Here is a 21,765-nt window from a genome sequence, read left to right on the forward strand (position 1 = left end):
ACACCGCCCATGAGCCTTACCCATATTTCGGTGCGCGGCGCGCGCGAGCACAATCTCAAGGGCATTGACGTGGATCTGCCGCGCGATGCGCTGGTCGTCATCACGGGCCTCTCCGGCAGCGGCAAGTCGAGCCTCGCCTTCGACACCATCTATGCCGAGGGGCAGCGGCGCTATGTGGAGTCCCTCTCCGCTTATGCGCGCCAGTTTCTGGAGATGATGCAGAAGCCGGATGTCGAGCATATCGACGGCCTCTCGCCGGCCATCTCGATCGAGCAGAAGACCACGAGCCGCAACCCGCGCTCCACGGTCGCGACCGTGACCGAGATCTACGACTATATGCGCCTGCTGTGGGCGCGCGTGGGCGTGCCTTACTCCCCCGCCACCGGCCTGCCGATCAGCGCGCAGACGGTGAGCCAGATGGTCGACCGCGTACTGGCGCTGCCGGAGGGGACGCGGGTCTATCTGCTCGCCCCGGTCGTGCGGGGCCGCAAGGGCGAGTATCGCAAGGAACTGGCCGAGTGGCAGCGCGCCGGCTTCACCCGCGTGCGCATCGATGGCGAGTTCTACCCCATCGAGGAAGCCCCCGCGCTCGACAAGAAGTACAAGCACGACATCGAGGTGGTGGTGGACCGCGTGGTGGTCCGCGAGGATATGGCGCAGCGGCTGGCGGAGAGCTTCGAGACGGCGCTCAAGCTGGCCGAGGGGCTGGCTTATGTGGATCTGGCTGAGGGGACGGTGGCGGAACTGGGCAGCACGCCCTCCCCGTCCGTGTCGAGCGAAGTCGAGACACAAGAGGAGAACGCTGCTGGCATCTCGACTTCGCTCGATGCGAACGGAGGCAGTGCCAAAGGCAAGACCGGCATGAAAAACGCCGGCATCCCGGCCAACCGCATCATCTTCTCCGAAAAATTCGCATGCCCCGTCAGCGGCTTCACCATTCAGGAGATCGAGCCGCGCCTGTTCTCGTTCAACGCACCGCAGGGCGCCTGCCCGGCCTGCGATGGCCTGGGCGAGAAGCTGGAGTTTGACGAGCAGCTCGTTGTCCCCAATGAGGCGCTGACCCTCAAAAAGGGCGCGATCGTGCCCTGGGCCAAGTCCAATCCGCCGAGCCCTTATTACATGCAGGTGCTCGCCTCCCTCGCCAAGGCCTATGGCTTCAGCCTGGAGACGCCGTGGAACGAGCTGCCGGGCGAGGTGCGCCTCATCATCCTGCACGGCACGGGCGGCAAGCCGGTCACCCTCACCTTCCAGGATGGGCGCAAGAGCTATAGCGTCTCCAAGCCGTTCGAGGGCGTCATCGGCAATCTCAACCGCCGGATGCTGCAGACGGACAGCGCCTGGATGCGCGAGGAGCTGGGCAAGTTCCAGACCGCGCAGCCCTGCGAGACCTGCGGCGGCGCGCGCCTAAAGCCCGAGGCGCTGGCCGTGAAGGTCGCGATGCAGGACATCGCCACCCCCACCCGCATGAGCGTGGTGGATGCGCTGGCCTGGTTCACCGCCCTGCCCCAGCAGCTGACCGACCAGCAGAACCAGATCGCCAAGGCCATCCTGAAGGAGATTATCGAGCGGCTCGGTTTCCTCAACAATGTCGGCCTCGATTATCTCAATCTGGACCGCACCAGCGGCACCCTGTCGGGCGGCGAGAGCCAGCGCATCCGCCTCGCCAGCCAGATCGGCTCGGGCCTCTCTGGCGTGCTTTATGTGCTGGACGAGCCGAGCATCGGCCTCCACCAGCGCGACAACGACATGCTGCTGGTGACGCTCAAGCGCCTGCGCGATCTCGGCAACACCGTCATCGTCGTGGAGCATGATGAGGACGCGATCCGCGCGGCCGACCATATCGTGGACATGGGGCCGGGCGCCGGCGTGCATGGCGGCGAGATCGTCGCGCAGGGCACGCTGGCCGATGTGCTGGCGACGCAGGGCTCGCTCACCGCCGATTATCTCAACGGCACGCGGGAAATCCCCGTCGCCGCCAAGCGCCGCAAGGGCAGCGGCAAGAAGCTGACCGTCAAAAATGCCCGTGCCAACAATCTGAAGGGCGTCAGCGCGTCCATCCCGCTCGGCACCTTCACCTGCATCACCGGCGTCTCCGGGTCGGGCAAGTCCAGCTTCACCATCGATACGCTCTATGCCGCCAGCGCCCGCGCGCTGAATGGCGCCCGCGTGATCGCCGGTGCGCATGACAAGATCGAGGGGCTGGAGCATCTCGACAAGGTGATCGACATCGATCAGTCGCCCATTGGCCGCACCCCGCGCTCCAACCCGGCGACCTATACCGGCGCCTTCACCAACATCCGCGACTGGTTCGCCGGTCTGCCGGAAAGCCAGGCGCGGGGCTACAAGCCCGGCCGCTTCTCCTTCAACGTGAAGGGCGGCCGCTGCGAGGCCTGCCAGGGCGATGGCGTCATCAAGATCGAGATGCACTTCCTGCCGGACGTCTACGTCACATGCGAGGAATGCCACGGCAAGCGCTACAATCGCGAGACGCTGGAGGTGAAGTTCAAGGGCCACAGCATCGCCGACGTGCTGGACATGACGGTGGAAGACGCCGTCGAGTTCTTCAAGGCCGTGCCGCCGATCCGCGACCGCATGGCCATGCTCGCGGAAGTGGGCCTGGGCTATGTGAAGGTCGGCCAGCAGGCGACGACGCTCTCAGGCGGCGAGGCCCAGCGCGTGAAGCTCGCCAAGGAGCTGAGCCGCCGCGCCACCGGCAACACCCTCTACATCCTCGATGAACCCACCACCGGCCTCCACTTCGAGGATGTGCGCAAACTGCTCGAAGTGCTCCACGCGCTGGTCGAGCAGGGAAACAGCGTGGTGGTGATCGAGCATAATCTCGATGTCATCAAGACCGCCGACTGGATCATCGACCTGGGGCCGGAAGGCGGCGTGAAGGGCGGCGAGATCGTCGCGACCGGCACGCCCGAGCAGGTGGTGAAGGAGAAGCGGAGCTATACGGGGCGGTATCTGGCGCCGTTGCTGGGGAAGAAGGCTGTGAGTGAGGCGGCGGAGTGAAAGCCTAGCCGAGCAGCTGCAATTTATTCATCAGCCTGGTAGACGTCTCGATTGCACTGCCAAAATCCTGCGCACAAATCTGATCGATTAGTTCACCCACCCCATCATCGTTATCCGCAGTACCCAACAACTCCCGTGACGGTTCACCAATATGAATAGCGAGCTTCTTAGTTTTCATGGAAAGGGAAACGTGAAGGGGGGCATCCAACGGAAACTCAACATCTTCCTGCACGCCATTCTCAAAATTACATCTCGCGAGCCGAGCAGCCATAAACAAAATTGCCATAGCCCTAGCAACCTTGTCTGGTCGGTTAACTGGAACAGGGAATACCTGAAAGAAGTAATTTGTTGAGAAGAATAGGGCATCTCGAAATAGTTCAAGATAGGTAGCCCGAGATTCATCCTTGGCATAGATCATAGCGACAGCAGAAGCCGCATCCCGATCTGCGAATACATCGTAATCTGAGACAATCGAACTGTCGAGACCTTTGAGCTTCTGAATGTCTTCGTACCGAGACAGACCTTGTGTCCGATGGCGAAGCTCATGAAAGACGTATTGGACGACCAACCGCTCTAGAAGTTCAGGTATTTCATTACCGTCTACTGACTTAGCGTTGGCGTCTATAAGCTGCTCCACCTCGTTCAAAACAATCGTCAGCAAACGGGAAATTGGATCTTCCGCAACTCTCAAAATTCCACTTTGCACGATGAAGGCGCCCTGAGCGTCGGTCAGCGCTTCAATAACAACCCGATCTATGTCAGTGACACAGCTACGAAATTTCCGGCTCAACTCGGCGTGCGCTGGTTTACCTGTAGAGCACAAACCAGCAAGTTTCTGGCAGGCGCGTAGCGACGCATCCTGCAAGTGACCGATGAGATCGAATAATTCGAGTTGTATAGCTTCATTCGATTCGACGGTCATCTCGACCCCCCTACTTGCCAGCCTGCTCCCTCTCCCGCTCCTGGGGTCCTTCAGTACCCCATTGGCACACAAGCGACAAGTGTGCCAACTTGAATTGACCTTCATTTCAGCGCATTTTACGCACAATTGGTCGTCAGATTGGTCATCAGGATGTTGACAGAGGAGGCCGAAAGGACCCTAAGAGTACTACAATCCTAGTAGTTATAAACACTAGTAACAGGAACCATAAATTCCTGAAATCGTTTTTGTTTTGTGAAGGAGAGAGCAATGTTCGATGTAGGTTCGGGCGGCTCTGATATTGGTGTTTTTGATTCCGGCAACGATGGGACCCCAGAACGTCGGCAATACACCTTGAAGGGCGTTGAGACAGATACCATCCGTTTGATGCGTTACGCGGCCAGCAGAGAAGGTATGAAGATTGGAAGCTGGGTTTCTTTGCGCATGCGCGAAGCAGCGGAAAAAGCTTTGGCCAAGGATAACTCCGATAACAATGCAGAGGTTAATTTGCCTCGGGCGAATATTGATAATGAAAGTCATTATCAGAGAAATGGCAGTGTTAGCCTCGATGCCTTCGAAGCTATCCAGTCTGCCCAAATGGCATTGGATGCTAGGCTCACTAGAATTGAAGATGAGCTGAGGGATTTGGCCTCCGGGCAGAGGACCATTCTGAGCGCCATCGTTTCGAACTTATGCAGTAAGTGAGAATGCTGGAGTTGGACGGTATTCTGAAGACTAGCCTCTGTCTTACAGCCCCCATCCATCATATATGGCCCGTCCCCCTCTCTTCGTGGAGGACGATCATGGCCAGGCAGAGCCGCATTTCCCCCAAATCCACCACGAAAGCGACTGGCGGCGCGTCCGCTGCCCCCGCCCCATCCGCCGCTCGGCGCAAAGTGCCGCGGCAAAGGCCCTCCCCGAGAACGCCCTTGTCCCCGTTCGCGCGCGAACTGCTGACAAACGCGCGCTCATTACTGCATCTTCACCCGGACGCCGATATCACCTATCTTGAAGCCCGCGTCAGTCAGGAAACGGACGAAGGTTTTGGAGCCGATGATGTCGCAGGCGAAGGATAGAACCGACTGGCCCGGCCAGCGCGTCACCTTTGGCGCGTTTGCCGAGAAGCTCGCCCGCCGCCGCGCGGAACTCGGCATCACGGACGCCGACATCCCCCGCAACAGCGGCACCCGGCGCACGGAAAGCAAGAAAGCGCTGCTCAAGGCCATCAAGGAGAGCGGCGGCAACTGGTAAGGCCGCCGACACGCTTGACCGCCTCCCGCCGGCCCCTCACTCTGAGAGCGCGCATAGTCCGCAGCAAAACCGGAGAGGCCCGCCCCATGAACAGCCGACGCGACTTCATCAAGCAAACCGCCGCCGTCGGCGCCGCGAGCCTCGCCGCCAACATCGCGCCCGCCGCCGCGCAGGCGCAGTCCCCCGGCTCGCCCATCTGGCAGAAGCTCTACCCCGGCTTTCGCAACCTGCGGATCAGGACCAGCGGTGCGGAGATCAATGTCGTCGCGGGCGGATCGGGGCCGCCGTTGCTCATGCTCCATGGCGCGCCGGAATCGCTTGTCACCTGGCATCTCGTCGCCCCGGCGCTGGCGCGGGATTATACCGTCGTGCTGGCCGATCTGCGCGGTTATGGGGATAGCAGCAAGCCGGAGGGCGGCGCGGATCATTCGGCTTATTCCAAGCGGGCGATGGCGCAGGATGGCGTGGAGGTGATGGCGCAGCTGGGCCATGAGCGCTTCCTGCTCGTCGGCCATGATCGGGGCGCGCGGGTCGGGCGGCGGATGGCGCTGGATCATCCCGAGAAGGTCCGCAAGCTCGCGGTGCTGGACATATTGCCGGAGCATTATCTCTACAGCCATGTCACGCTCGGCTTCGTGCGCGGCTATTATCACTGGTTCAGCTTCCTGCGCCCGGCGCCCATTCCGGAGGAGGAGACGCTGGCGCGCTACCAGGCGCGCTCGGGCGACGCGACCAGCGAAATCGAGCGGGAATATGATCGCCACCGGCTCGACCCGGCCATGCTCCATGCGATGTGCGAGGATTATCGTGCCTCGGCCTCGGTCGATCTGGATCTGGACCATGCCGATCTGGCGGCGGGGAAGAAGATCACGTGCCCGCTGCTCGCCATCTGGGCCGGCAAGGGCCTCTATCCGCGCCTGTTCGATGACATATTGGGCGTGTGGCAGGCCGAGGCGACGGATGTGCGCGGCCATGCGCTGCCCAATGCCACGCACAATCTGCAGGAGAGCGACCCGCAGGCAACGCTCGCGGCGCTGCAGGCCTTCCTCCGCGACTGATCTCGGGACCAACTTTTCGGAAGATGTGAGCGAAAAAGAAGTCCGGCCTCCCGGGGGGTGGGGGGATGGGAGACCGGACCCTTTTCAGCCGCTCGGCTGTGTGTGGGAGATCACCGCCGAAGCGACTTTCTACCCCTTTGGGTGCAGCATTCACTGAACCTGTTCCCTATCAGATAGGGTCGACAGGCCAGGGAACAAGAGCTGCGCGATCAATCGCGCCTGACGCACGTTGGGCCGTCCCGCTGCATCGGACGGACGTATGCAGGCGCTCTTTCGTCGCAGCCATGGTTGGTGGCCGGGCGGGAGGGACCCGGCCACCGGACTTGTTCGGGCGAATGTGCCTCAGGTCGAGGGCGTGCCGGAGCCGCCCATGCCGGTGCCAAGGCCGCTGGTGCCGAAGATCTGCGAATTCTCGTTGGTGCCGGTCGTGCTGGTGGTCGCCGCGCTGCCGGCATAGCTGTCCGTCTTCACGCCGCCGGACTGCACGCCGGGGCGCGTACCATCGGCATAGCCGCCGCCGATCGTCAGGCCCTCAGGCATGGGCGTGTCGGGCTTGAGCGTGACGCGATCGTCATGGATGCTGTCGACATAATCGAGGTTGATCTGGTGATGGCGGCTGTCCGCCGAATCCGTGCGGGTGAGGACCAGCAGATCGCCGTCCACCTTGTCGACTGTGCCGACATGGCGGCCACTCGCATCCGCGACTTCCATATGCTCCTTGATGCGCCACTTCTCGAACATGGCTCGCTCCTTTTCTCTGCAGATACAATGAACTAGATGGTACTGAAGAGAGAACGGCCGAGGCGGCGGAGCGTTCCGAAAACCCCGCCCCATCCAGCGCATCGCAGCCACGACTGGGCCGTTCACGGCGGACGCCGAGCGCAATCCGGCGCGAGACGGCGCGCGCCGCTTTTGATACGGGTCAATGCGTCCGGCCGCCTGAGCGGTCACATAGCAGCGGATGACCGACGCGATGACCACGCACTCCATGCCCCGCCCCTCCGCCGGCACCGGCGCGGGGCTCGCCTTACCGGCAGCCCTGTTGCTGATCCTAGGCGGATGCGCTCGGCAGAGCGCCGCGGCGGTGAGCAGCGCGCCGGATACGCCCGGCTTCCTGCTCGGCCTGTGGCACGGCTTCATCTTCCCCTTCGCCTGGGCGCTGTCGCTGATCGCGGATGATGTCGCGGTCTATGCCGTGCCCAATAATGGCGGATGGTATGATTTCGGCTATTTCCTCGGCATCGTCGTCTTCGGCGTGGGCGCGCGCAAGACCAAGACGGTGACCGTCTATGTCGATCGCTGGCGCGGCCGGTGATGGCGATCGCCGGTCCTCCCGCTGCTACACGCCTTCCGCACGAAAGGATGCACCCATGCGTAAATGGCATCGCTGGACCACCGTCTTCATCGGCCTGTTCATGCTGTTCATCGCCCTGACCGGCTTGGGTAGCCATTTTGCCGCGATGGTCGCGCGGGGGAGCGTGTTCGAGACCGAGGAGCGCGGGGCCCCGCCAGCCGCGCAGACGCCGGTTTCTGCGCAGAAGGCCGGCCCGCCTGCGGGTGCGCCCGGCGCCCAGCAAGCCGCCCAGCCAGCCACACAGGCCGCGCCGAACCCCGCCCGCAAGCTGGTCGGCCTGTTCCATCATCTCCATTCGGGCGAGTTTTTCGGCCCGGTCGGCGTGATCATCTCTCTCCTCTCCGGCTTCGCGCTCGTCTTCTTCGCGATTTCCGGCATGTGGATGTATGTGCAGATGTTCCGCAATCGGCTCAGCCGGGGACGGCGCGACATCTTCTGGAAATGACCCTCCCGGCGCTCATCATGGCCGGCGTCTCGGGCACTGCTGCGCTCAGCGGTGCGCTCATCCTCGCGCGCAAGGCGCGGACCCCGCAAGGGGTCTATGGCAAGCGCATCGCTGGCACCATGACCCTCTCTTTCGCGCTCATCCTCGCCCTGTTCGCCTGGGGGCTGGAGCGCATGGCCGGCTGAACCGACGGCGGCCTGCGGCGCTGGCGAAAGTCAAGGCCGGGGACACAAAATTTACTGTGGATGAACGCGACAACACCGCTAGACATTGTGGTGGATTGGACTAGCATCCCCCTTCATCTAGTTATTTGTGCCCTACAGCCATCCCAATTGCGGAGCCCGGAAAAATGTCGCTTCTCCAAGCCTCCAAGGTCTACAAGCCCTTCGAATATCCCTGGGCCTATGACTATTGGAAGCGCCAGCAGCAGGTCCACTGGATGCCCGAGGAAGTGCCTCTAGGCGAGGATTGCCGCGACTGGGCGCAGAAGCTCTCCGACCATGAGCGCAACCTGCTGACGCAGATCTTCCGCTTCTTCACCCAGGCGGACGTGGAAGTGCAGGATTGCTACCACGACAAATATGGCCGCGTGTTCAAGCCGACCGAGATCAAGATGATGCTGACCGCGTTCAGCAACATGGAGACGATCCACATCGCGGCTTACTCGCACCTGCTCGACACCATCGGCATGCCCGAGAGCGAATATTCGATGTTCCTCGAATATGACGAGATGCGCGCCAAGCATGATTATATGCAGCAGTTCGGCGTGGACAGCGATGAGGACATCGCCCGCACCCTCGCCATGTTCGGCGGCTTTACCGAGGGCATGCAGCTCTTCGCCAGCTTCGCGATGCTGATGAACTTCCCGCGCTTCAACAAGATGAAGGGCATGGGCCAGATCGTCACCTGGTCGGTGCGCGACGAGAGCCTGCACTGCGAGGGCATCGTGCGCCTGTTCCACGAGTTCGTGAAGGAACGCGACTGTCTGACCAAGGCGGTGAAGGAAGACATTATCGATTGCTGCCAGAAGACCGTGCGGCTGGAGGATGCCTTCATCGACCTCGCGTTCGAGCAAGGCCCGGTGCCCGGCATGACCGCCAAGGAGATCAAGCGCTACATCCGCTACATCGCCGACTGGCGACTGGGCCAGCTCGGCTTTCAGCCGATCTACATGATCGAGGAGCACCCGCTCCCCTGGCTCACCCCGCTGCTCAACGGCGTGGAGCACGCCAACTTCTTCGAAACGCGCGCCACCGAATATTCCAAGGGCGCCACGCGCGGCAACTGGAACGAGGTGTGGGACAGCTTCGACCGCCGCAAGAAAATGCGCGCCAATGACGGCGAGGCCGAAAGCGACAGCGGCGAGGATATGTTCTCGCGGGCTGGAGTTGCGGCGGAGTAAGGATTAACATTTCGAAAGAAGCGTAGTGAAAGGTACGTGCTCCTACTGTGGCGACTATGCGCAACTGAGCAAGGAGCACTTCTTTCCAAAATGGTCACGAAAAGCCTTTCCGATTTATGGAACAAGGTCGAAAAATCGATTTACTGGGGAAATAAAAACAAAGGACGCCGGAACGCGGACAGTCAATAGCATCTGCTCGTCTTGCAACGGAGGATGGATGAGTGGCGTTCAAAGTACGGCCCAGCCGATAATTGGCCCGATGATAAAGGGAGAGTGGCAAGATTTATCTTTAGAGAATTTTAGAACCGTTCGCGATTGGTGCGTGATGACTGCATGTACGTACGATTGCGACGTCGGAAGCCATGAAGTAATTCCGAGGGACATTAAGAAATTATTGGAAACCAGGGAAGATGTTTCCAATTATTTTGATGTTTGGCTTGGAATCCATTATCCATTTCCTAACAGGGGCATAATCCGGATTGGATTAGAAAACAGGGACTCCAGCCCTTCAACCATGACGACGATACAAATCGGTGCATTTGTTGCTGTAATACTTTACAATCATCGAGATATTTCAGAACAAATGCTTTTATCTATGGGCCTAGTTAGAATTTCCTCAATCAACATCTTCAATCTACCTACCCATACGCCGGCCGTTATGATAGATCCGAGGTCTATACCTAACTTATATACTGGCGGGAGAATTCCTCCATTTCCGTAGGATGAACCGCCCGTCGCCACCGGTTCAGGCGACTCGCGATACAGTCCGATCCGATCTCCCGCTGCCGGGAGAGACAGAATAAGGATCGGAGTGAGACAGATGTACAAGGCTCTGAAGAACAGCATCGCTGCGCTGGCGCTTGGTGCCGTGACCGTGGGCGGTCTTGCGGCCACCCCCGCTTTTGCCGACCCGGGTCGCGGGCATGACCGGGATTGGCAGCGGGACCGCGACGATCGACGTGACTACCGCCGCGACGACCGGCGCGATTACCGTCATGACAATCGCCGTTGGGACCGGGACGACCGCCGGGGCCGTGACCGGGTTGTGGTGATCGATCGCCGCCCTGTCGTCCGCCCTGCCCCGCGCGTCGTCTATGCCTATGACTATAACCGGCCGGACCCGCGCTATCGCGGCTATTATGCGGACCGTTACTATCGCGGCGGCTATGCGCCGGTGCGCGTCTACCGCGATACCCGCGTGTATCGGGGCTATGACGATCGCTATTATTGCCGCCGGTCGGACGGCACCACCGGCCTGATCGTCGGTGCGGCGCTGGGTGGCTTGCTTGGCGATCAGCTCGATCGCGGCCGCTCCTCGATCCTGGGTGCCGTGCTCGGCGCGGGTGCCGGGGCGATGATCGGACGGTCGGTCGACCGGGGCGATGTCGTCTGCCGCTAAGCCTGACCGACACAGAGCTGTAGCATTAGCCCGGCGCGCTGACCCCAGCGGGCCGGGCTTTTGTCAGCCAAGGGTCAGTTGCCAGGGATCAGTTGCCAAGGATCAGTTGATCGCGTCCTGACCTGCCTGCCCCACGGACTCGATGTCCCGGCCAAGACCCTTCACCGTCGCGCAAGCAGACAGGAGCAGGGATGCGCTCACCACCGCGAGAAGCAGCGCCGACCGTCTTGTTTTCATGTCCTCGATCCCTTTCCGATTATCGGATGTTTTCCAACGCCCTCGACTATCCGAAAAAATGCGATCCGGCGCAATCCGCCTGCTGGTGATCCCGGCTTGGTGATCCCCGGCCGGATGAAAAGGCGCACCTGTGCGATGCAATGCTGCCGGAAGGGGCTTGCAAGCGGGAACCGGTCGCCAGCGCGCACGTATTCCTAGCGGTACAATCGAAGGAGCTTTCCGCATGGATCCGGTCACCATCGAGCATCGCCGCCAGGAGCTGCAGAGCCTGCTTGCGCAAATTCAGGCCAACCCCTCGCGTGACTGGCACCGTGAGCGGCAGCGCGTAATCGTGTTGCAGCATATGGTCGGCGCACAGTCAGCCCGCACCGACACCGGCACCCGACACTGATCCACTTTGAACGGTGATGAACCGCATCGCCGCAAAGCTCTGAATCTCGGCGAGTCGCGGGTTCCCACCGGTGCGACGAATCGAGTCCATAAGGGTCTTGCCTTGGTGGAATCAGAGGAGGATAAGCGCCTCTTGATGGGAACAGGGCCGCCACCCATGGCGCCCCCTCGGGAGGAAGAATGTTATGGCATTGAGCATGATCGGGGGCCGGCGGATCAAGGCCGCAGTCGCACTGTCCGCTCTGCCGCTGCTGGCTCTGGCCGGCTGCACCGCCAAGCAGGTCGCTGAAGCGCCGCTGCAGAACATTCCCGTCCCCATTCCCCAGAATGTTCCGCTGATCGAAGTGCCGCCGCCACCGCCGATCCTGATCGGTGAGAACAAGGGGCAGGACATGTGGCACCTGCGCTCGGGCCTGAATGTCGCCGTGCTGCTCTGCCAGGGGCCGGACAATGCCGCGATGGTCTCCGACTACAACCGGATGCTCTCGGTCCATAAGGGCCTGCTCTCGGAAGCCGCGCAGATGCAGGTCGATCTGTTCAAGGCCAAGGGCGGTCGCAAGTGGCAGGATGCCCATGACGACCATATGACCAAGCTCTACAACCGATATTCCAACACCCAGTCGCGCGACAAGTTCTGCGCCAAGGCCAAGGCGCAGCTCGCCGAAGTCGCGAACCAGACCCCCGTTGCGTTCAGCGAGAAGGCGACGTTCCTGCTGTGGGAGCTGAACAAGGCCGCCAGCCTGCCCGATCCGGACGGATCGCTCGCGCGGGCTGCGGCTGCAAACAGCACGCCGGGTCTGGTGCAGACCGTCCAGGCGACGACCAGCCAGACGGCCACGCAGCGCTAAGCGGCTCGCCGGGAGCGCGCCCCGCATCAGAGGCAGGCGCGCTCCGGGTCCGGATCAATCCTCAGTCTTCGTCCGGCACGGCCAGGGTCGCGCCGAAATCGAACGGCTTGGCCTCCGGCATTGCGGCCATCAGCGCCTTGAAGCGCTCTTCCACATTGTCTTTCCAGTTGCCGTGCGTCGCGACGTACAGCGTGTTGTTGCGGATCGCGTCGACGATCATGTCGCCCACTTCCGTCGGTTCCATCCAGGTGTCGGACACGACGCGCTTGGCGAGCTGATCCTCCGTCTGCGCGAGGCCGCTGCCCGAGCGGAAACGCTCCGGCCGGTTTTGGCCGGATTCATGGATGCGGCTCTTGATCGGGCCGGGCATCAGCACCGTCACGCCGATATTGTCCTGCGCCATGCTGTCGCGGATCGATTCAGACAGGGTGATGACCCCCGCCTTCGCGACCGCATAAATGGCCATGAAGCTCGGCATCGGCGTCAGCCCGGCCAGCGACGCGGTGTTGACGATGTGGCCACCCTTGCCCCGCCGGCGCATGCCGGGCGTAAATTCCATAATGCCGTTGATCGGCCCCATGAGATTGACGCCGATGCCATAGTCCCAATCGGCATAGGTGGCCTGATCGAACGGGCCGGACGGATCGATGCCGGCATTGTTGATCAGGATTTCCGGCCCGCCCATCACGGCTTCGCACTCCTTGGCGGCCTCGCGCATCTGGTCGCGGTCGGACACGTCTAGCCGCATGGTGTGGACATTGCGGCCCTGCTGGCGCTCCTCGAAAAATGCCTTGGCTTCATCGAGATGGTCCTGGCGGATATCGGCCAGCACCAGCCTGGCGCCATTGGCGAGCAGCTGCTGGGCAATGCCGAAGCCGATTCCGCTCGCCCCGCCCGTGATGAACGCCGTCGTGCCCGCAATCTCCATGACTTTCCTCTCCAAACCCGGCGCCTCGCCGGCTTGCTCAAACTGATGATCGGCCGACGCTGCGCCCGGCCGCTCCTCCAATCTCATCCAGCAAATCCGGACAGAGTCAACAGCGGCTGTCGCGTGATCATGGCCAGTCAGGATCGCGGATGCGCGGCGCGCCAGACCGAGGGCGTCTCGAACCTGCCACGCCAGATGCCGCGCCGGGCGGAACGGGCAGCCTCCTCTTCGTGCCGATACGCGCCGGGGCCGCGCCCGAGGTCGCTGATCGCCCAGCCCTGCGCCACCATCATCGCGCCGATGTCCGCGATCCGGGCGGTGGTGCAGGTCGCCACGGCGCGGCCATATTGGTCCGTCGTCCGGGACTCGCAGGTGAGCCCACCGCCACGCACCAGCGCCAGCAGGGCGTCGCGCGCCTGCGTGCCGCAGTCCCAGGGCTGGCCGGTCGCATCCTGGCAACGCTGGTTCAGTTCAACCGCGTCGATGTCCGCGATGCGCACGATCTGCGGGCCGATCCGCAGGCTGTCGCCATCCATCACATGCACGCGCGTGCCATCGGCGGCCTCGATCCGCTCCGGCGGCGCGCGAAGCAGGGCCAGCACGATCAGCAGAAACGCCAGAAGAGCCAGCGAACCGAGCCGCGCAAGCCATCGTCGGCGCGGCCTGCCGGCTGATCCCTGGAAACCCCTGCGCCGTCCGGCAGGTCTGGTGCGGATGATCAGTGCTTGTGATCGCCAGCCATGGACTGCACGGCGGCCAGCGTGTTCTTCACATGGTCGCGATAGTCGAGCGCGCTATGCACATAGACGATCCGGCCCGCCGGGCTGATGACATAGGAGGTGCGGTCCGTCTTGCCCGCAAAGGCCGGATTGTCCGCCTTGAGCGCCACGTCGTAATTGGTGATGAGACGCGGCCCGGCCGAGGCGACCGCGAACTTGCTGCCGCACGCCTCTGTGGAGAAACGCTGCAGGACGTCGACCGGGTCGGCCGACATGCCGATCACCGTCGCACCGGCCTTCTTGAACGCATCCGCCTGATCGGCAAATTCCTTGGTTTCCGCCGTACAGCCCTTGGTGAAGGCTGCGGGGAAGAAGTAGAGCACGACCGGGCCTTTCTTCAGCGCATCGGACAGCTTGACGCTGAACACCTTGCCGGCCAGCGCGCCGCGCGTTTCGAAATCCGGCGCCTTTGCACCGACCGGCAGGGCCGCCTGCGCGCCGCCGCCCAGCAGGGCACTGCCCAGCATCGCAATCATGATTGTCTTCGATGCTTTGCCGAACATATGCCCATTCCTGTCTGCTGACTCACGATCCGCATAATCTGCCATAGAAGCCCTTGGCGTGCCAGCCCTCACCGGTTACGAGCAGCCATGGCGATAGACCGCCTTGCCCTCACCAATTTCCGCAATCATGCCGACGCCCTGATTGTGCCTGACGCGCCGATGATCGTCCTGACCGGCGAGAATGGCGCGGGGAAGACGAACATCCTCGAAGCGATTTCACTGCTGGCGCCGGGGCGCGGCCTGCGCGGCGCTGCCCTGCGAGACATGGCGCGGCAAAGCGGGCCGGGCGGATTTGCGGTCGCCGCGCGATTGGGCGATGCCGCCTTGGGGACCGGCACGGACCCCGAGGCGCCGGACAAGCGGCAAGTGCGGATCGACGGGCGCGCCTCACCGGCCAATGCGCTCTCGACCCGCGTGGCGCTGAGCTGGCTGACGCCGGCGATGGACCGCCTGTTTCTGGACAGCCCCGGTGGACGCCGCCGGTTCCTGGATCGGCTGGTGCTCGCCCAGGCGCCGTCGCACGCCCATCACAGCGCGCGCTACGAGGCCGCGATGCGCGCGCGCAATGCTCTGCTCGGGGAGGACGGGCCGGCCGACCCGGACTGGCTCGCCGCACTGGAAGCCCGCATGGCGGAACATGGCGCCGCAATCGACGCCGCACGGCGGGCGCTGATCGCCGAACTTGAAGAGGAGATCGCCCGCAGCGCGCAGCATCTCTTTGCGCGGCCGACCTTGAGGCTGACCGGCGAGCCATTTGAGGAAGGCACCCTTACCGCTCGGCTGCGCTCGGCGCGGACGGGAGACCGGGCGGCGGGGCGGACGCTTGTCGGCCCGCATCGCGCCGACCTGCTGGTCACACATGAAGCCAAGCAGCAGGATGCGGCCCTGTGCTCGACAGGGGAGCAAAAGGCGCTGCTGCTCAGCATCATGCTGGCCCACGCCCAATTGGTCGGTACACAGAGCGGGCGACCGCTCATCATCCTGCTGGACGAGGTGGCCGCCCATCTCGATCCGACGCGCCGCCATGCGCTGTTCGAGCGGTTGCGCGCCAGCGGCGGGCAGGTGTGGATGACCGGGACGGAGGCCGATCTGTTCAACGGGCTGGAACAGGCGACCTATTTGCGGGTGGAGGCGGGGCAGGTCATTCCGGGGTGATCAAGCGGCGTGGGCGAAGCGCGGCTATTACACCTTTTCCCCCACGCTGACTTTTCAGACACGGCATTATTGCTGCCCCCTCCGTTCGTCCTGAGTAGCTGCTGAGCCTGTCGAAGCGGCGTATCGAAGGTGCAGTCCATGACTGAGATGCTTCGATACGGGTCTTCGCTACGCGCCTGCGGCCCTACTCAGACCCTACTCAGAACGAACGGTGGAGGGTGGCGAAGTCGGCTTCCCCCACATGAGCCGTTGGTCGCGCGCTCTGACCAAATCGATAGTGGACAACGCCCTCGCGAACTCTGTCCTCGCCTAGGAAACTCCGCAAATCTCCTGATGCGCGCGCTCGGCGAAGCGATCGGTCATGCCTGCGATATAGTCCGCGATATGGCGGCTGCGCTCGGGCTCGGCGGCGCCGCAACTGGCATCCCAGGCGGTCCCCATCAGCGCAGGATCGGCCTGATAGGCGCGAAACAGATCGGTGACGATCACCCGCGCCCGCCCGGCGGCGGCAAGCTGGGTCGGATGATGATAGAGATTGGCATACATGAAGCGCTTGAGCTGGCGCTCGTCCTCCCGCATCGCGTCCGAGAAGGCGACCATGGCCTGTCCCGCGCCCCGCACGGCTGAGACATCGGCCTGCTCCAGCCCATGCAGGCGCAGGTTCTCGCGCGTGGTCATGATGAGATCGTTGACCATGATGCCAATCTGGTCCCGGATCAGTTCCCGCAACAGCTGCTCGGCCGGCAGATCGGGATAGCGCGCGGTGACCTGCTCCCAGCAGCGGCGGACGAACGGCGCTTCCAGAAGTTGTTCGAGCGTTAGAATGCCGGCGCGCAGGCCATCGTCGATATCATGATTGTCATAGGCGATATCGTCGGCAAGGGCCGCGACCTGCGCTTCCAGCGACGGCCAGCTTTCGAGTTCCAGCGGAAAGGCGGCATCGATCTGCTGCATTGCCCAGTTGGGGGCCAGCACCGGGCCGTTATGCTTGGCCAGCCCCTCCATCATCTCCCAGCTCAGATTGAGGCCGGGGAAGCGGGGATAGGCATTTTCCAGCAAAGCCAGCGTGCGCAGGCAATGGGCGTTGTGATCGAAGCCGCCCTGCCCGGCCAGCGCCTCTTCCAGCGCGTCCTCGCCGGCATGGCCGAACGGGGGATGGCCGATATCATGGGCGAGGCACAGCGCCTCGGTCAGATCCTCATTGAGGCCCAGCACCCGCGCGATCGTCCGGCCAATCTGCGCCACCTCAAGGCTGTGCGTCAGGCGAACGCGATAATGGTCGCCATCGGGTGCGACGAACACCTGCGTCTTGTGGCGCAGGCGACGAAAGCTGATCGAGTGAATGATCCGGTCGCGGTCGCGCTGGAAAATGTCGCGTGGTCCGCGCGCCTCGCCACCCGGCTCGGCATGTTGACGACCCCGGCTGCGCGCCGGGTCACAGGCATAGGGGGCGAGCACGCTCACTGCGTGCCGATCTTGCTGACTTCCTCGCCGGCCTCGCTCTGCCAGAAGAACGCGTCGCCTCCCGCCTTGCGCAATTCGGCCACCACCGCCCGCGCATCCTCAGGGCGACGGAACGGGCCGATCAGCAGGCGGCGCGTCTCACCCCATGTAGCTGTCCAGCCATCCTGCCCGGCAATCGTGTCGCCATAGGTCCGGCGCAAACGGCGCAGATCGAAGGCCAGCGCAGCCGGGTCACGACCTGCCGCCAATTGCACCCAGTTGCGCGAGGGATTGGCCGCCAGCTTGGCCTTGCGCTCGGCCTCGGCCTTGCGTTCGGCCTCCGCCTTGGCGCGCGCCTCGGCATCCGCCTTGGCCTTGGCCTGCTGCGCGGCTGCCGCGACCCGGCGCTGCTCCTGAATCCGCGCGACCGCGCTCAGATCAGCGACGGCGACCTGCCGGCGCTCGCCTTCCGGCACTTCGAGCGCCTGCAGCGTGTCGCCAAGGGACCGCACCGGTTGCGGCACGGGCGCAGGTGCGGGTGCCGGCGTCGGCGCAGACGCCACCGGGGCCGGCGTGCTGGGTGCCGCCGACGCCACGGCAGCGACGGCTGTCGGCGCTGGGTTGGTCACGCGACTGGCCGGCTGTGTCGCCGGAGCGGATGATGGAACTGGGCGCGTCGGCTGCGGCGCAGGGGCGCGCGCGGCGGTCTGCACCGGCTGTTGCGGCGGTGGGGATGCTGCCGGAGCAGGCGGTGGCGGCGGTGGAAGCGGCTGGGCCACTGCCGCAGCGGGTGCTGGTTGCTGAGCCTGAGCCTGCGACGCGCGGCGCGCGGCCTGCTGGGCGGCCCGTCGTTCTGCCGCCGTCTGGCGTCGGCCGCCCCGCTCGCGCTCGGTGGTAGCAGCAACCTGCGTATCGCGGTTCCGCGCCGGTTCCGGTGCAGCCAGCCGGAGGACATCCGCCGGATACTCGCCATAATGGACCGCGGAGACCTTCTGGCTCGCGGTCAGCAGCGGCAGGCGTTGCAGATAGGGTTCGAGCGCGTCGGCAAGCCCCTTCGGCAGGGTCGTCTGCGCAATGGAGCGCGCCTCGGCCATCTGGCCGTTCATCGCGAGAACGAAGGCCCGGATGCGCCACGCTTCACGGTCGCCGCTGGTCAGGGCGGGCTTCAGCTGCTGCTCGGCTTCCGCGAGATTGCCGGAGACGCCCAGCGACACCGCATAATTAAGCCGCGCGGTGTTATCATTGGGATTGGCCTGCAGGACGGCGCGATAATCCTGCTGCGCTTTGGCCTGCTGCCCCGTGAGATCATAAGCCAGCGCGCGCTCGGGCAGATGCGCCTGGGCGCTGACACCCAAGGCCGAGGCAGCATCGAAGTTCGCGGCGGCATCGGCAGGCTGCTTCAAGGCGATCTGCACGACCGCCAGACCCAGCCGGGCGCGGCCGTTGCGCCCATCGACCATATTGGCGCGCGTGAAGAAGCCATTGGCCGCCTGAATGTCGCCCAGATCGAGCGCGGCCTGGCCGGCCCCGAGCAGGGCATTCACATCCTGAGGATTACGGGAGAGCGAGGCGAGATGGCGGTTGAGCGCGGCTACCGCCTCGGCTGGTGGCGTGGCCTGAACCATCCCGCCGCTTTGCGCGAACACAGGCGCTGCGATGGCCAGAGAGAGGGCCAGAATGCAGCTGGTCGACTTCACGGATACACCTCTTCTGTCCGGCGGGACGGGCTGCGTCCCGCCGTGCACAGTTTTACTGGTTGTTCTGGCGATTGAGGAAGCGCGGCACCTCAAATTCGGTGCGATCCCGCTCGCTCTCGCTCTCCTCGGCATTGCCCTGCCGCGCCTGCCCACGGGCCAGCTGCGACATGCGCTCGAACAGCGTGCCACCGCTCGTGCCCTTGCTGGCCGGCTCCTCGGCAGGCTGCGGCGGCTCGACCCGAAGCGGCGGCTCGGGCGAGACGCTGTTGTCGAGCACCAGCTCATCCTCGCCGGTGATGTCATCGAAAGTCGACGCCGCGAAACGCGGGGCGGGCTTCGGCTCTTCCGGCTTGGGCGCCTGGAAGCTGGCAGGCGCCTCGCTGGTCGGGGCCGGGGCCGGGGCGAACGACTCGTTGCGCGCCGGTGCGACGCCGCCAAGGTCCAGCCCTTCCTCATAACGCGGCGCGGGGGCAGCCTCCGGGCGGACGAGATTGGCCGGCGCCGACACGGCAGGTGCGGCCTGACGCGGCGCGGCGGCGACACCCACATCGCCCAGCTTGAACGGCTGGCTGCGGGCCTGCGCCGCGGCGCTCGCTTCATTATCGATACCCGTCGCGACGACGGAGACGCGGATCTTGCCGTTCAACTGCTCGTTGAACGCCGAACCCCAGATGATGTTCGCATCGGGATCGACCAGCTCGCGGATGTGGTTGGCGGCCTCGTCGACTTCCATCAGGCGCATGTCCTCGCCACCCACGATGGAGACGATGACGCCCTTGGCGCCACGCATCGAGACGCCATCCAGCAGCGGATTGGCAATCGCCTTCTCGGCGGCTTCGAGCGCGCGCCCGTCGCCTTCGGCCTCGCCGGTGCCCATCATCGCCTTGCCCATCTCTTCCATCACGGAACGGACGTCGGCAAAGTCGAGGTTGATGAGGCCGGGCATGACCATGAGATCGGTGATGCCGCGCACGCCCTGCTGCAGCACTTCGTCGGCCATCTCGAACGCTTCCTTGAAGGTCGTGTTCGGGTTCGCGATCAGGAACAGATTCTGGTTCGGAATGACGATCAGCGTATCGACGTGCTTCTGCAGCTCCTCGATGCCCGAGTCTGCCGAACGCATCCGCCGCGAGCCTTCAAAGGTAAACGGCTTGGTGACCACGCCGACCGTGAGGATGCCCTTTTCACGCGCAGCCTTGGCGATGACCGGCGCTGCGCCGGTGCCGGTGCCGCCGCCCATGCCGGCAGCGATGAAGCACATGTGGACGCCTTCAAGCGCCTCCTGCACTTCCGCAATGGTTTCTTCTGCGGCGGCGCGGCCGATGTCGGGGCGCGAACCGGCGCCGAGACCCTCGGTAATGCGCGGGCCGAGCTGGATCCGACGTTCCGCGGGAGAGGCATTGAGCGCTTGAGCATCCGTGTTGGCGACAATGAAGTCGACCCCATCGACGGACGCGCCAATCATGTTGGCAATCGCATTTCCGCCCGCCCCGCCGACGCCAATAACGGTAATCCGCGGCTTCAGCTCGTCCACATGGGGCGGACCGATTTCAATGCTCATCAACTATCTCCTCCGGGTGCAAACCGCACCGTCACCTTGTCGGGATTCATGCACCAGATGAGCCGCCAATTCACGTTCTTTTTAACCGCTCATCCACAATATGTTGCGGCCTGACCCTAATAGCCTGCGCGCAACGCCGCGATCAGCCGCTGGACGACCGCTCCGCCGCGCGTCGTGTGGACGCGCTGCTCGCGCAAAGGCCGCTGCAGCAGATCCTGCCGCTCCTTCGACGCATAGAGCGCGAGGCCCGCGAGCGTCGCGAAAGCCGGACCACGATGCGCCTCGGGCATGGCATCGAGCAGCTTGGGGCGACCGATCCGAACGGCGCGACCCAGCGCGGTCTGGGCATAGTCCGCCATGCCCTTGAGTTCGGCACCACCGCCGGTCAGCACCACCTGACGCCCGACCGGCGAGTGGAAGCCCATCTCGCCCAGTGCCTTGTTGACCTCCGCCATCAGGCGGTTCAGTCGCTCGCAGATCACGCCGACCAGCTCGGCACGGGTCACGCGGCGCGCTTCGGTCTGCTCGGCGCTGCTGGCGGCGGGCGCGATTTCGATGATCTCGCGAAAGTCCCGGCGCGACTGCATGGCCGAGCCGTAGAAGCACTTCATGCGCTCGGCCTGGCTGCGGCGAATGCCGAAGGCCGAGGCAATATCGTCGGTCACGTCCGCCGCGCCGATGGGAATGGATTTGAAGCCCACCAGCATGCCGCCGATGTGCAGCGAGACATTGGTGACGCCTGCCCCGAGCTCGACCAGCGCAACGCCGAGATCGCGCTCTTCGTCGGAGAGGCAGGCCGCCGCGGTGGCGACCGGCGCGGCGATGATGCTCTGCACATCGAGATAGGCCCCACGCACGCTGGTTTCGAGATTGCGCAGCGGCGCGCCATCGGCCAGCACCACATGGACATCCACGCCAAGCTGATCGGCATGAAGCCCCATCGGACGCGCGACGCCGCGCATGCCATCGATGGTGTAGAGCGTCGGCTGCGCCTGCAGGATGACCCGGCCGCCCGGGTCGATCCGCTCGCGCGCCTGATCGTACAGGCTCTCTATATCGGCCTGCTCGATCCGCCGACCGCCGACATTGATCTCGACCGGCTCGACCTTGCTCTCGATGCTGCCGCCGGAGAAGCTCAGAATGACCTTCTCGATATTGGTGCCCGCGACCTTCTCGGCCTGCTCGACCGTCTCGCGCACGGCCAGTTCGGTGCGCTCCATGTCGACCACAAAGCCACGGCGCACGCCCCGGCTCTCGCGTTGACCGGTGCCCAGCACCGCCAGCGTGCCATCCTCCTGCTTGCGCGCGATCAGCGCCGACACCTTCCAGGTGCCGATGTCGATCGCGGTAATCAGCCCATCATTGCGCGCCGCCATGC

At 63.9% G+C, this 21,765-nt stretch carries 22 protein-coding genes; 12 read left to right on the forward strand and 10 right to left on the reverse strand.

Annotation, left to right across the window (positions count from 1 at the left end; translation table 11 throughout):
- The first annotated feature begins 9 nt into the window (after positions 1 to 9).
- A complete protein-coding gene (uvrA, locus tag M2335_RS13375; protein WP_264595000.1) occupies positions 10 to 3,018 on the forward strand; it encodes an excinuclease ABC subunit UvrA in 3,009 nt (1,002 codons plus the stop codon).
- 4 nt (positions 3,019 to 3,022) lie between these two features.
- On the opposite strand, the gene M2335_RS13380 is transcribed toward uvrA, so the two are convergent.
- Entirely contained in the window at positions 3,023 to 3,940 is a 918-nt protein-coding gene (locus M2335_RS13380; RefSeq protein ID WP_264595001.1) for a hypothetical protein, read from the reverse strand.
- 267 nt (positions 3,941 to 4,207) lie between these two features.
- Here M2335_RS13380 and M2335_RS13385 point away from each other — a divergent pair, with 267 nt between their 5' ends.
- The 3 genes from M2335_RS13385 (at position 4,208) to M2335_RS13395 (ending at position 6,246) form a co-directional block, all read left to right on the forward strand.
- Complete coding sequence (locus M2335_RS13385) at positions 4,208 to 4,642, forward strand: hypothetical protein (RefSeq protein WP_264595002.1); 435 nt, start codon at positions 4,208 to 4,210, stop codon at positions 4,640 to 4,642.
- A gap of 351 nt (positions 4,643 to 4,993) precedes the next feature.
- On the forward strand, positions 4,994 to 5,188 hold the full coding sequence (locus M2335_RS13390; protein ID WP_264595003.1) for a hypothetical protein: 195 nt from the start codon (positions 4,994 to 4,996) through the stop codon (positions 5,186 to 5,188).
- Between the two features lie 86 nt (positions 5,189 to 5,274).
- Positions 5,275 to 6,246, forward strand: a complete 972-nt coding sequence (locus M2335_RS13395; RefSeq protein ID WP_264595004.1) for an alpha/beta fold hydrolase — start codon at positions 5,275 to 5,277, stop codon at positions 6,244 to 6,246.
- A 342-nt stretch (positions 6,247 to 6,588) separates the two neighbouring features.
- Here the strand turns inward: M2335_RS13395 and M2335_RS13400 are convergent, their stop codons facing one another.
- Positions 6,589 to 6,987 carry a DUF2171 domain-containing protein gene (locus M2335_RS13400; protein ID WP_264569609.1) on the reverse strand — a complete coding sequence of 133 codons (399 nt, stop codon included), beginning with the start codon at positions 6,985 to 6,987 and terminating at the stop codon, positions 6,589 to 6,591.
- Positions 6,988 to 7,219: 232 nt separating this feature from the next.
- Between M2335_RS13400 and M2335_RS13405 the strand changes: the two genes are divergently transcribed.
- The 5 genes from M2335_RS13405 to M2335_RS13425 all read left to right on the forward strand — a co-directional run bounded on the left by M2335_RS13405 (position 7,220) and on the right by M2335_RS13425 (position 10,846).
- The gene (locus M2335_RS13405) at positions 7,220 to 7,561 is read left to right on the forward strand and encodes a hypothetical protein (protein WP_413716124.1); all 342 of its coding nucleotides are present in this window, start codon (positions 7,220 to 7,222) and stop codon (positions 7,559 to 7,561) included.
- The gene (locus tag M2335_RS13410; protein WP_413716125.1) at positions 7,536 to 8,045 is read left to right on the forward strand and encodes a PepSY domain-containing protein; all 510 of its coding nucleotides are present in this window, start codon (positions 7,536 to 7,538) and stop codon (positions 8,043 to 8,045) included. Before M2335_RS13405 ends, M2335_RS13410 begins: the two co-directional genes overlap by 26 nt.
- The gene (locus M2335_RS13415; protein WP_264595006.1) at positions 8,042 to 8,230 is read left to right on the forward strand and encodes a hypothetical protein; all 189 of its coding nucleotides are present in this window, start codon (positions 8,042 to 8,044) and stop codon (positions 8,228 to 8,230) included. The genes M2335_RS13410 and M2335_RS13415 overlap by 4 nt, the downstream gene beginning before the upstream one ends.
- A 164-nt stretch (positions 8,231 to 8,394) precedes the next feature.
- Positions 8,395 to 9,447: a ribonucleotide-diphosphate reductase subunit beta gene (locus tag M2335_RS13420; protein WP_181558882.1), complete on the forward strand. Its 1,053-nt coding sequence runs from the start codon at positions 8,395 to 8,397 to the stop codon at positions 9,445 to 9,447.
- Positions 9,448 to 10,267: 820 nt separating this feature from the next.
- Positions 10,268 to 10,846 carry a glycine zipper 2TM domain-containing protein gene (locus tag M2335_RS13425; RefSeq protein ID WP_264574593.1) on the forward strand — a complete coding sequence of 193 codons (579 nt, stop codon included), beginning with the start codon at positions 10,268 to 10,270 and terminating at the stop codon, positions 10,844 to 10,846.
- Between the two features lie 102 nt (positions 10,847 to 10,948).
- Here M2335_RS13425 and M2335_RS13430 read toward each other — a convergent pair whose 3' ends face one another.
- Positions 10,949 to 11,083 carry an entericidin A/B family lipoprotein gene (locus M2335_RS13430; protein WP_264569605.1) on the reverse strand — a complete coding sequence of 45 codons (135 nt, stop codon included), beginning with the start codon at positions 11,081 to 11,083 and terminating at the stop codon, positions 10,949 to 10,951.
- 223 nt (positions 11,084 to 11,306) lie between these two features.
- Between M2335_RS13430 and M2335_RS13435 the strand changes: the two genes are divergently transcribed.
- Both M2335_RS13435 and M2335_RS13440 read left to right on the forward strand, forming a co-directional pair.
- The gene (locus tag M2335_RS13435; protein WP_264595007.1) at positions 11,307 to 11,474 is read left to right on the forward strand and encodes a hypothetical protein; all 168 of its coding nucleotides are present in this window, start codon (positions 11,307 to 11,309) and stop codon (positions 11,472 to 11,474) included.
- Between the two features lie 184 nt (positions 11,475 to 11,658).
- Entirely contained in the window at positions 11,659 to 12,321 is a 663-nt protein-coding gene (locus tag M2335_RS13440) for a hypothetical protein (RefSeq protein WP_264595008.1), read from the forward strand.
- A gap of 61 nt (positions 12,322 to 12,382) precedes the next feature.
- Here the strand turns inward: M2335_RS13440 and M2335_RS13445 are convergent, their stop codons facing one another.
- The 3 genes from M2335_RS13445 to M2335_RS13455 form a co-directional block, all read right to left on the reverse strand.
- Positions 12,383 to 13,249, reverse strand: coding sequence for an SDR family NAD(P)-dependent oxidoreductase (locus M2335_RS13445; RefSeq protein WP_264595009.1), 867 nt, complete (start codon positions 13,247 to 13,249; stop codon positions 12,383 to 12,385).
- A 137-nt stretch (positions 13,250 to 13,386) separates the two neighbouring features.
- The gene (locus M2335_RS13450; protein ID WP_264595010.1) at positions 13,387 to 13,851 is read right to left on the reverse strand and encodes a thermonuclease family protein; all 465 of its coding nucleotides are present in this window, start codon (positions 13,849 to 13,851) and stop codon (positions 13,387 to 13,389) included.
- Between the two features lie 116 nt (positions 13,852 to 13,967).
- Positions 13,968 to 14,531, reverse strand: coding sequence for a peroxiredoxin (locus tag M2335_RS13455; RefSeq protein ID WP_264595011.1), 564 nt, complete (start codon positions 14,529 to 14,531; stop codon positions 13,968 to 13,970).
- A gap of 87 nt (positions 14,532 to 14,618) precedes the next feature.
- Between M2335_RS13455 and recF the strand changes: the two genes are divergently transcribed.
- Positions 14,619 to 15,686: a DNA replication/repair protein RecF gene (gene recF, locus M2335_RS13460; protein WP_264595012.1), complete on the forward strand. Its 1,068-nt coding sequence runs from the start codon at positions 14,619 to 14,621 to the stop codon at positions 15,684 to 15,686.
- A 309-nt stretch (positions 15,687 to 15,995) separates the two neighbouring features.
- Here the strand turns inward: recF and M2335_RS13465 are convergent, their stop codons facing one another.
- The 4 genes from M2335_RS13465 to ftsA form a co-directional block, all read right to left on the reverse strand.
- The gene (locus M2335_RS13465; RefSeq protein WP_264595013.1) at positions 15,996 to 17,150 is read right to left on the reverse strand and encodes a deoxyguanosinetriphosphate triphosphohydrolase; all 1,155 of its coding nucleotides are present in this window, start codon (positions 17,148 to 17,150) and stop codon (positions 15,996 to 15,998) included.
- Positions 17,147 to 18,826: an SPOR domain-containing protein gene (locus M2335_RS13470; protein WP_264595014.1), complete on the reverse strand. Its 1,680-nt coding sequence runs from the start codon at positions 18,824 to 18,826 to the stop codon at positions 17,147 to 17,149. Before M2335_RS13470 ends, M2335_RS13465 begins: the two co-directional genes overlap by 4 nt.
- Positions 18,827 to 18,878: 52 nt before the next feature.
- Complete coding sequence (gene ftsZ / locus M2335_RS13475; RefSeq protein ID WP_264595015.1) at positions 18,879 to 20,387, reverse strand: cell division protein FtsZ; 1,509 nt, start codon at positions 20,385 to 20,387, stop codon at positions 18,879 to 18,881.
- Between the two features lie 116 nt (positions 20,388 to 20,503).
- Positions 20,504 to 21,763 carry a cell division protein FtsA gene (ftsA, locus tag M2335_RS13480; protein WP_264595016.1) on the reverse strand — a complete coding sequence of 420 codons (1,260 nt, stop codon included), beginning with the start codon at positions 21,761 to 21,763 and terminating at the stop codon, positions 20,504 to 20,506.
- Positions 21,764 to 21,765 lie beyond the last annotated feature (2 nt).

The organism is Sphingobium sp. B12D2B (genome assembly GCF_025961775.1).
GTDB lineage: Bacteria > Pseudomonadota > Alphaproteobacteria > Sphingomonadales > Sphingomonadaceae > Sphingobium.

Excerpts from the sequence above, each read along its gene's own strand:
- uvrA (WP_264595000.1), top strand. The coding sequence starts at position 10 with ATGAGCCTTACCCATATTTCGGTGCGCGGCGCGCGCGAGCACAATCTC.
- M2335_RS13380 (WP_264595001.1), bottom strand. The coding sequence starts at position 3,940 with ATGACCGTCGAATCGAATGAAGCTATACAACTCGAATTATTCGATCTC.
- M2335_RS13385 (WP_264595002.1), top strand. The coding sequence starts at position 4,208 with ATGTTCGATGTAGGTTCGGGCGGCTCTGATATTGGTGTTTTTGATTCC.
- M2335_RS13390 (WP_264595003.1), top strand. The coding sequence starts at position 4,994 with ATGTCGCAGGCGAAGGATAGAACCGACTGGCCCGGCCAGCGCGTCACC.
- M2335_RS13395 (WP_264595004.1), top strand. The coding sequence starts at position 5,275 with ATGAACAGCCGACGCGACTTCATCAAGCAAACCGCCGCCGTCGGCGCC.
- M2335_RS13400 (WP_264569609.1), bottom strand. The coding sequence starts at position 6,987 with ATGTTCGAGAAGTGGCGCATCAAGGAGCATATGGAAGTCGCGGATGCG.
- M2335_RS13405 (WP_413716124.1), top strand. The coding sequence starts at position 7,220 with ATGACCACGCACTCCATGCCCCGCCCCTCCGCCGGCACCGGCGCGGGG.
- M2335_RS13410 (WP_413716125.1), top strand. The coding sequence starts at position 7,536 with ATGTCGATCGCTGGCGCGGCCGGTGATGGCGATCGCCGGTCCTCCCGC.
- M2335_RS13415 (WP_264595006.1), top strand. The coding sequence starts at position 8,042 with ATGACCCTCCCGGCGCTCATCATGGCCGGCGTCTCGGGCACTGCTGCG.
- M2335_RS13420 (WP_181558882.1), top strand. The coding sequence starts at position 8,395 with ATGTCGCTTCTCCAAGCCTCCAAGGTCTACAAGCCCTTCGAATATCCC.
- M2335_RS13425 (WP_264574593.1), top strand. The coding sequence starts at position 10,268 with ATGTACAAGGCTCTGAAGAACAGCATCGCTGCGCTGGCGCTTGGTGCC.
- M2335_RS13430 (WP_264569605.1), bottom strand. The coding sequence starts at position 11,083 with ATGAAAACAAGACGGTCGGCGCTGCTTCTCGCGGTGGTGAGCGCATCC.
- M2335_RS13435 (WP_264595007.1), top strand. The coding sequence starts at position 11,307 with ATGGATCCGGTCACCATCGAGCATCGCCGCCAGGAGCTGCAGAGCCTG.
- M2335_RS13440 (WP_264595008.1), top strand. The coding sequence starts at position 11,659 with ATGGCATTGAGCATGATCGGGGGCCGGCGGATCAAGGCCGCAGTCGCA.
- M2335_RS13445 (WP_264595009.1), bottom strand. The coding sequence starts at position 13,249 with ATGGAGATTGCGGGCACGACGGCGTTCATCACGGGCGGGGCGAGCGGA.
- M2335_RS13455 (WP_264595011.1), bottom strand. The coding sequence starts at position 14,531 with ATGTTCGGCAAAGCATCGAAGACAATCATGATTGCGATGCTGGGCAGT.
- recF (WP_264595012.1), top strand. The coding sequence starts at position 14,619 with ATGGCGATAGACCGCCTTGCCCTCACCAATTTCCGCAATCATGCCGAC.
- ftsZ (WP_264595015.1), bottom strand. The coding sequence starts at position 20,387 with ATGAGCATTGAAATCGGTCCGCCCCATGTGGACGAGCTGAAGCCGCGG.
- ftsA (WP_264595016.1), bottom strand. The coding sequence starts at position 21,763 with ATGGCGGCGCGCAATGATGGGCTGATTACCGCGATCGACATCGGCACC.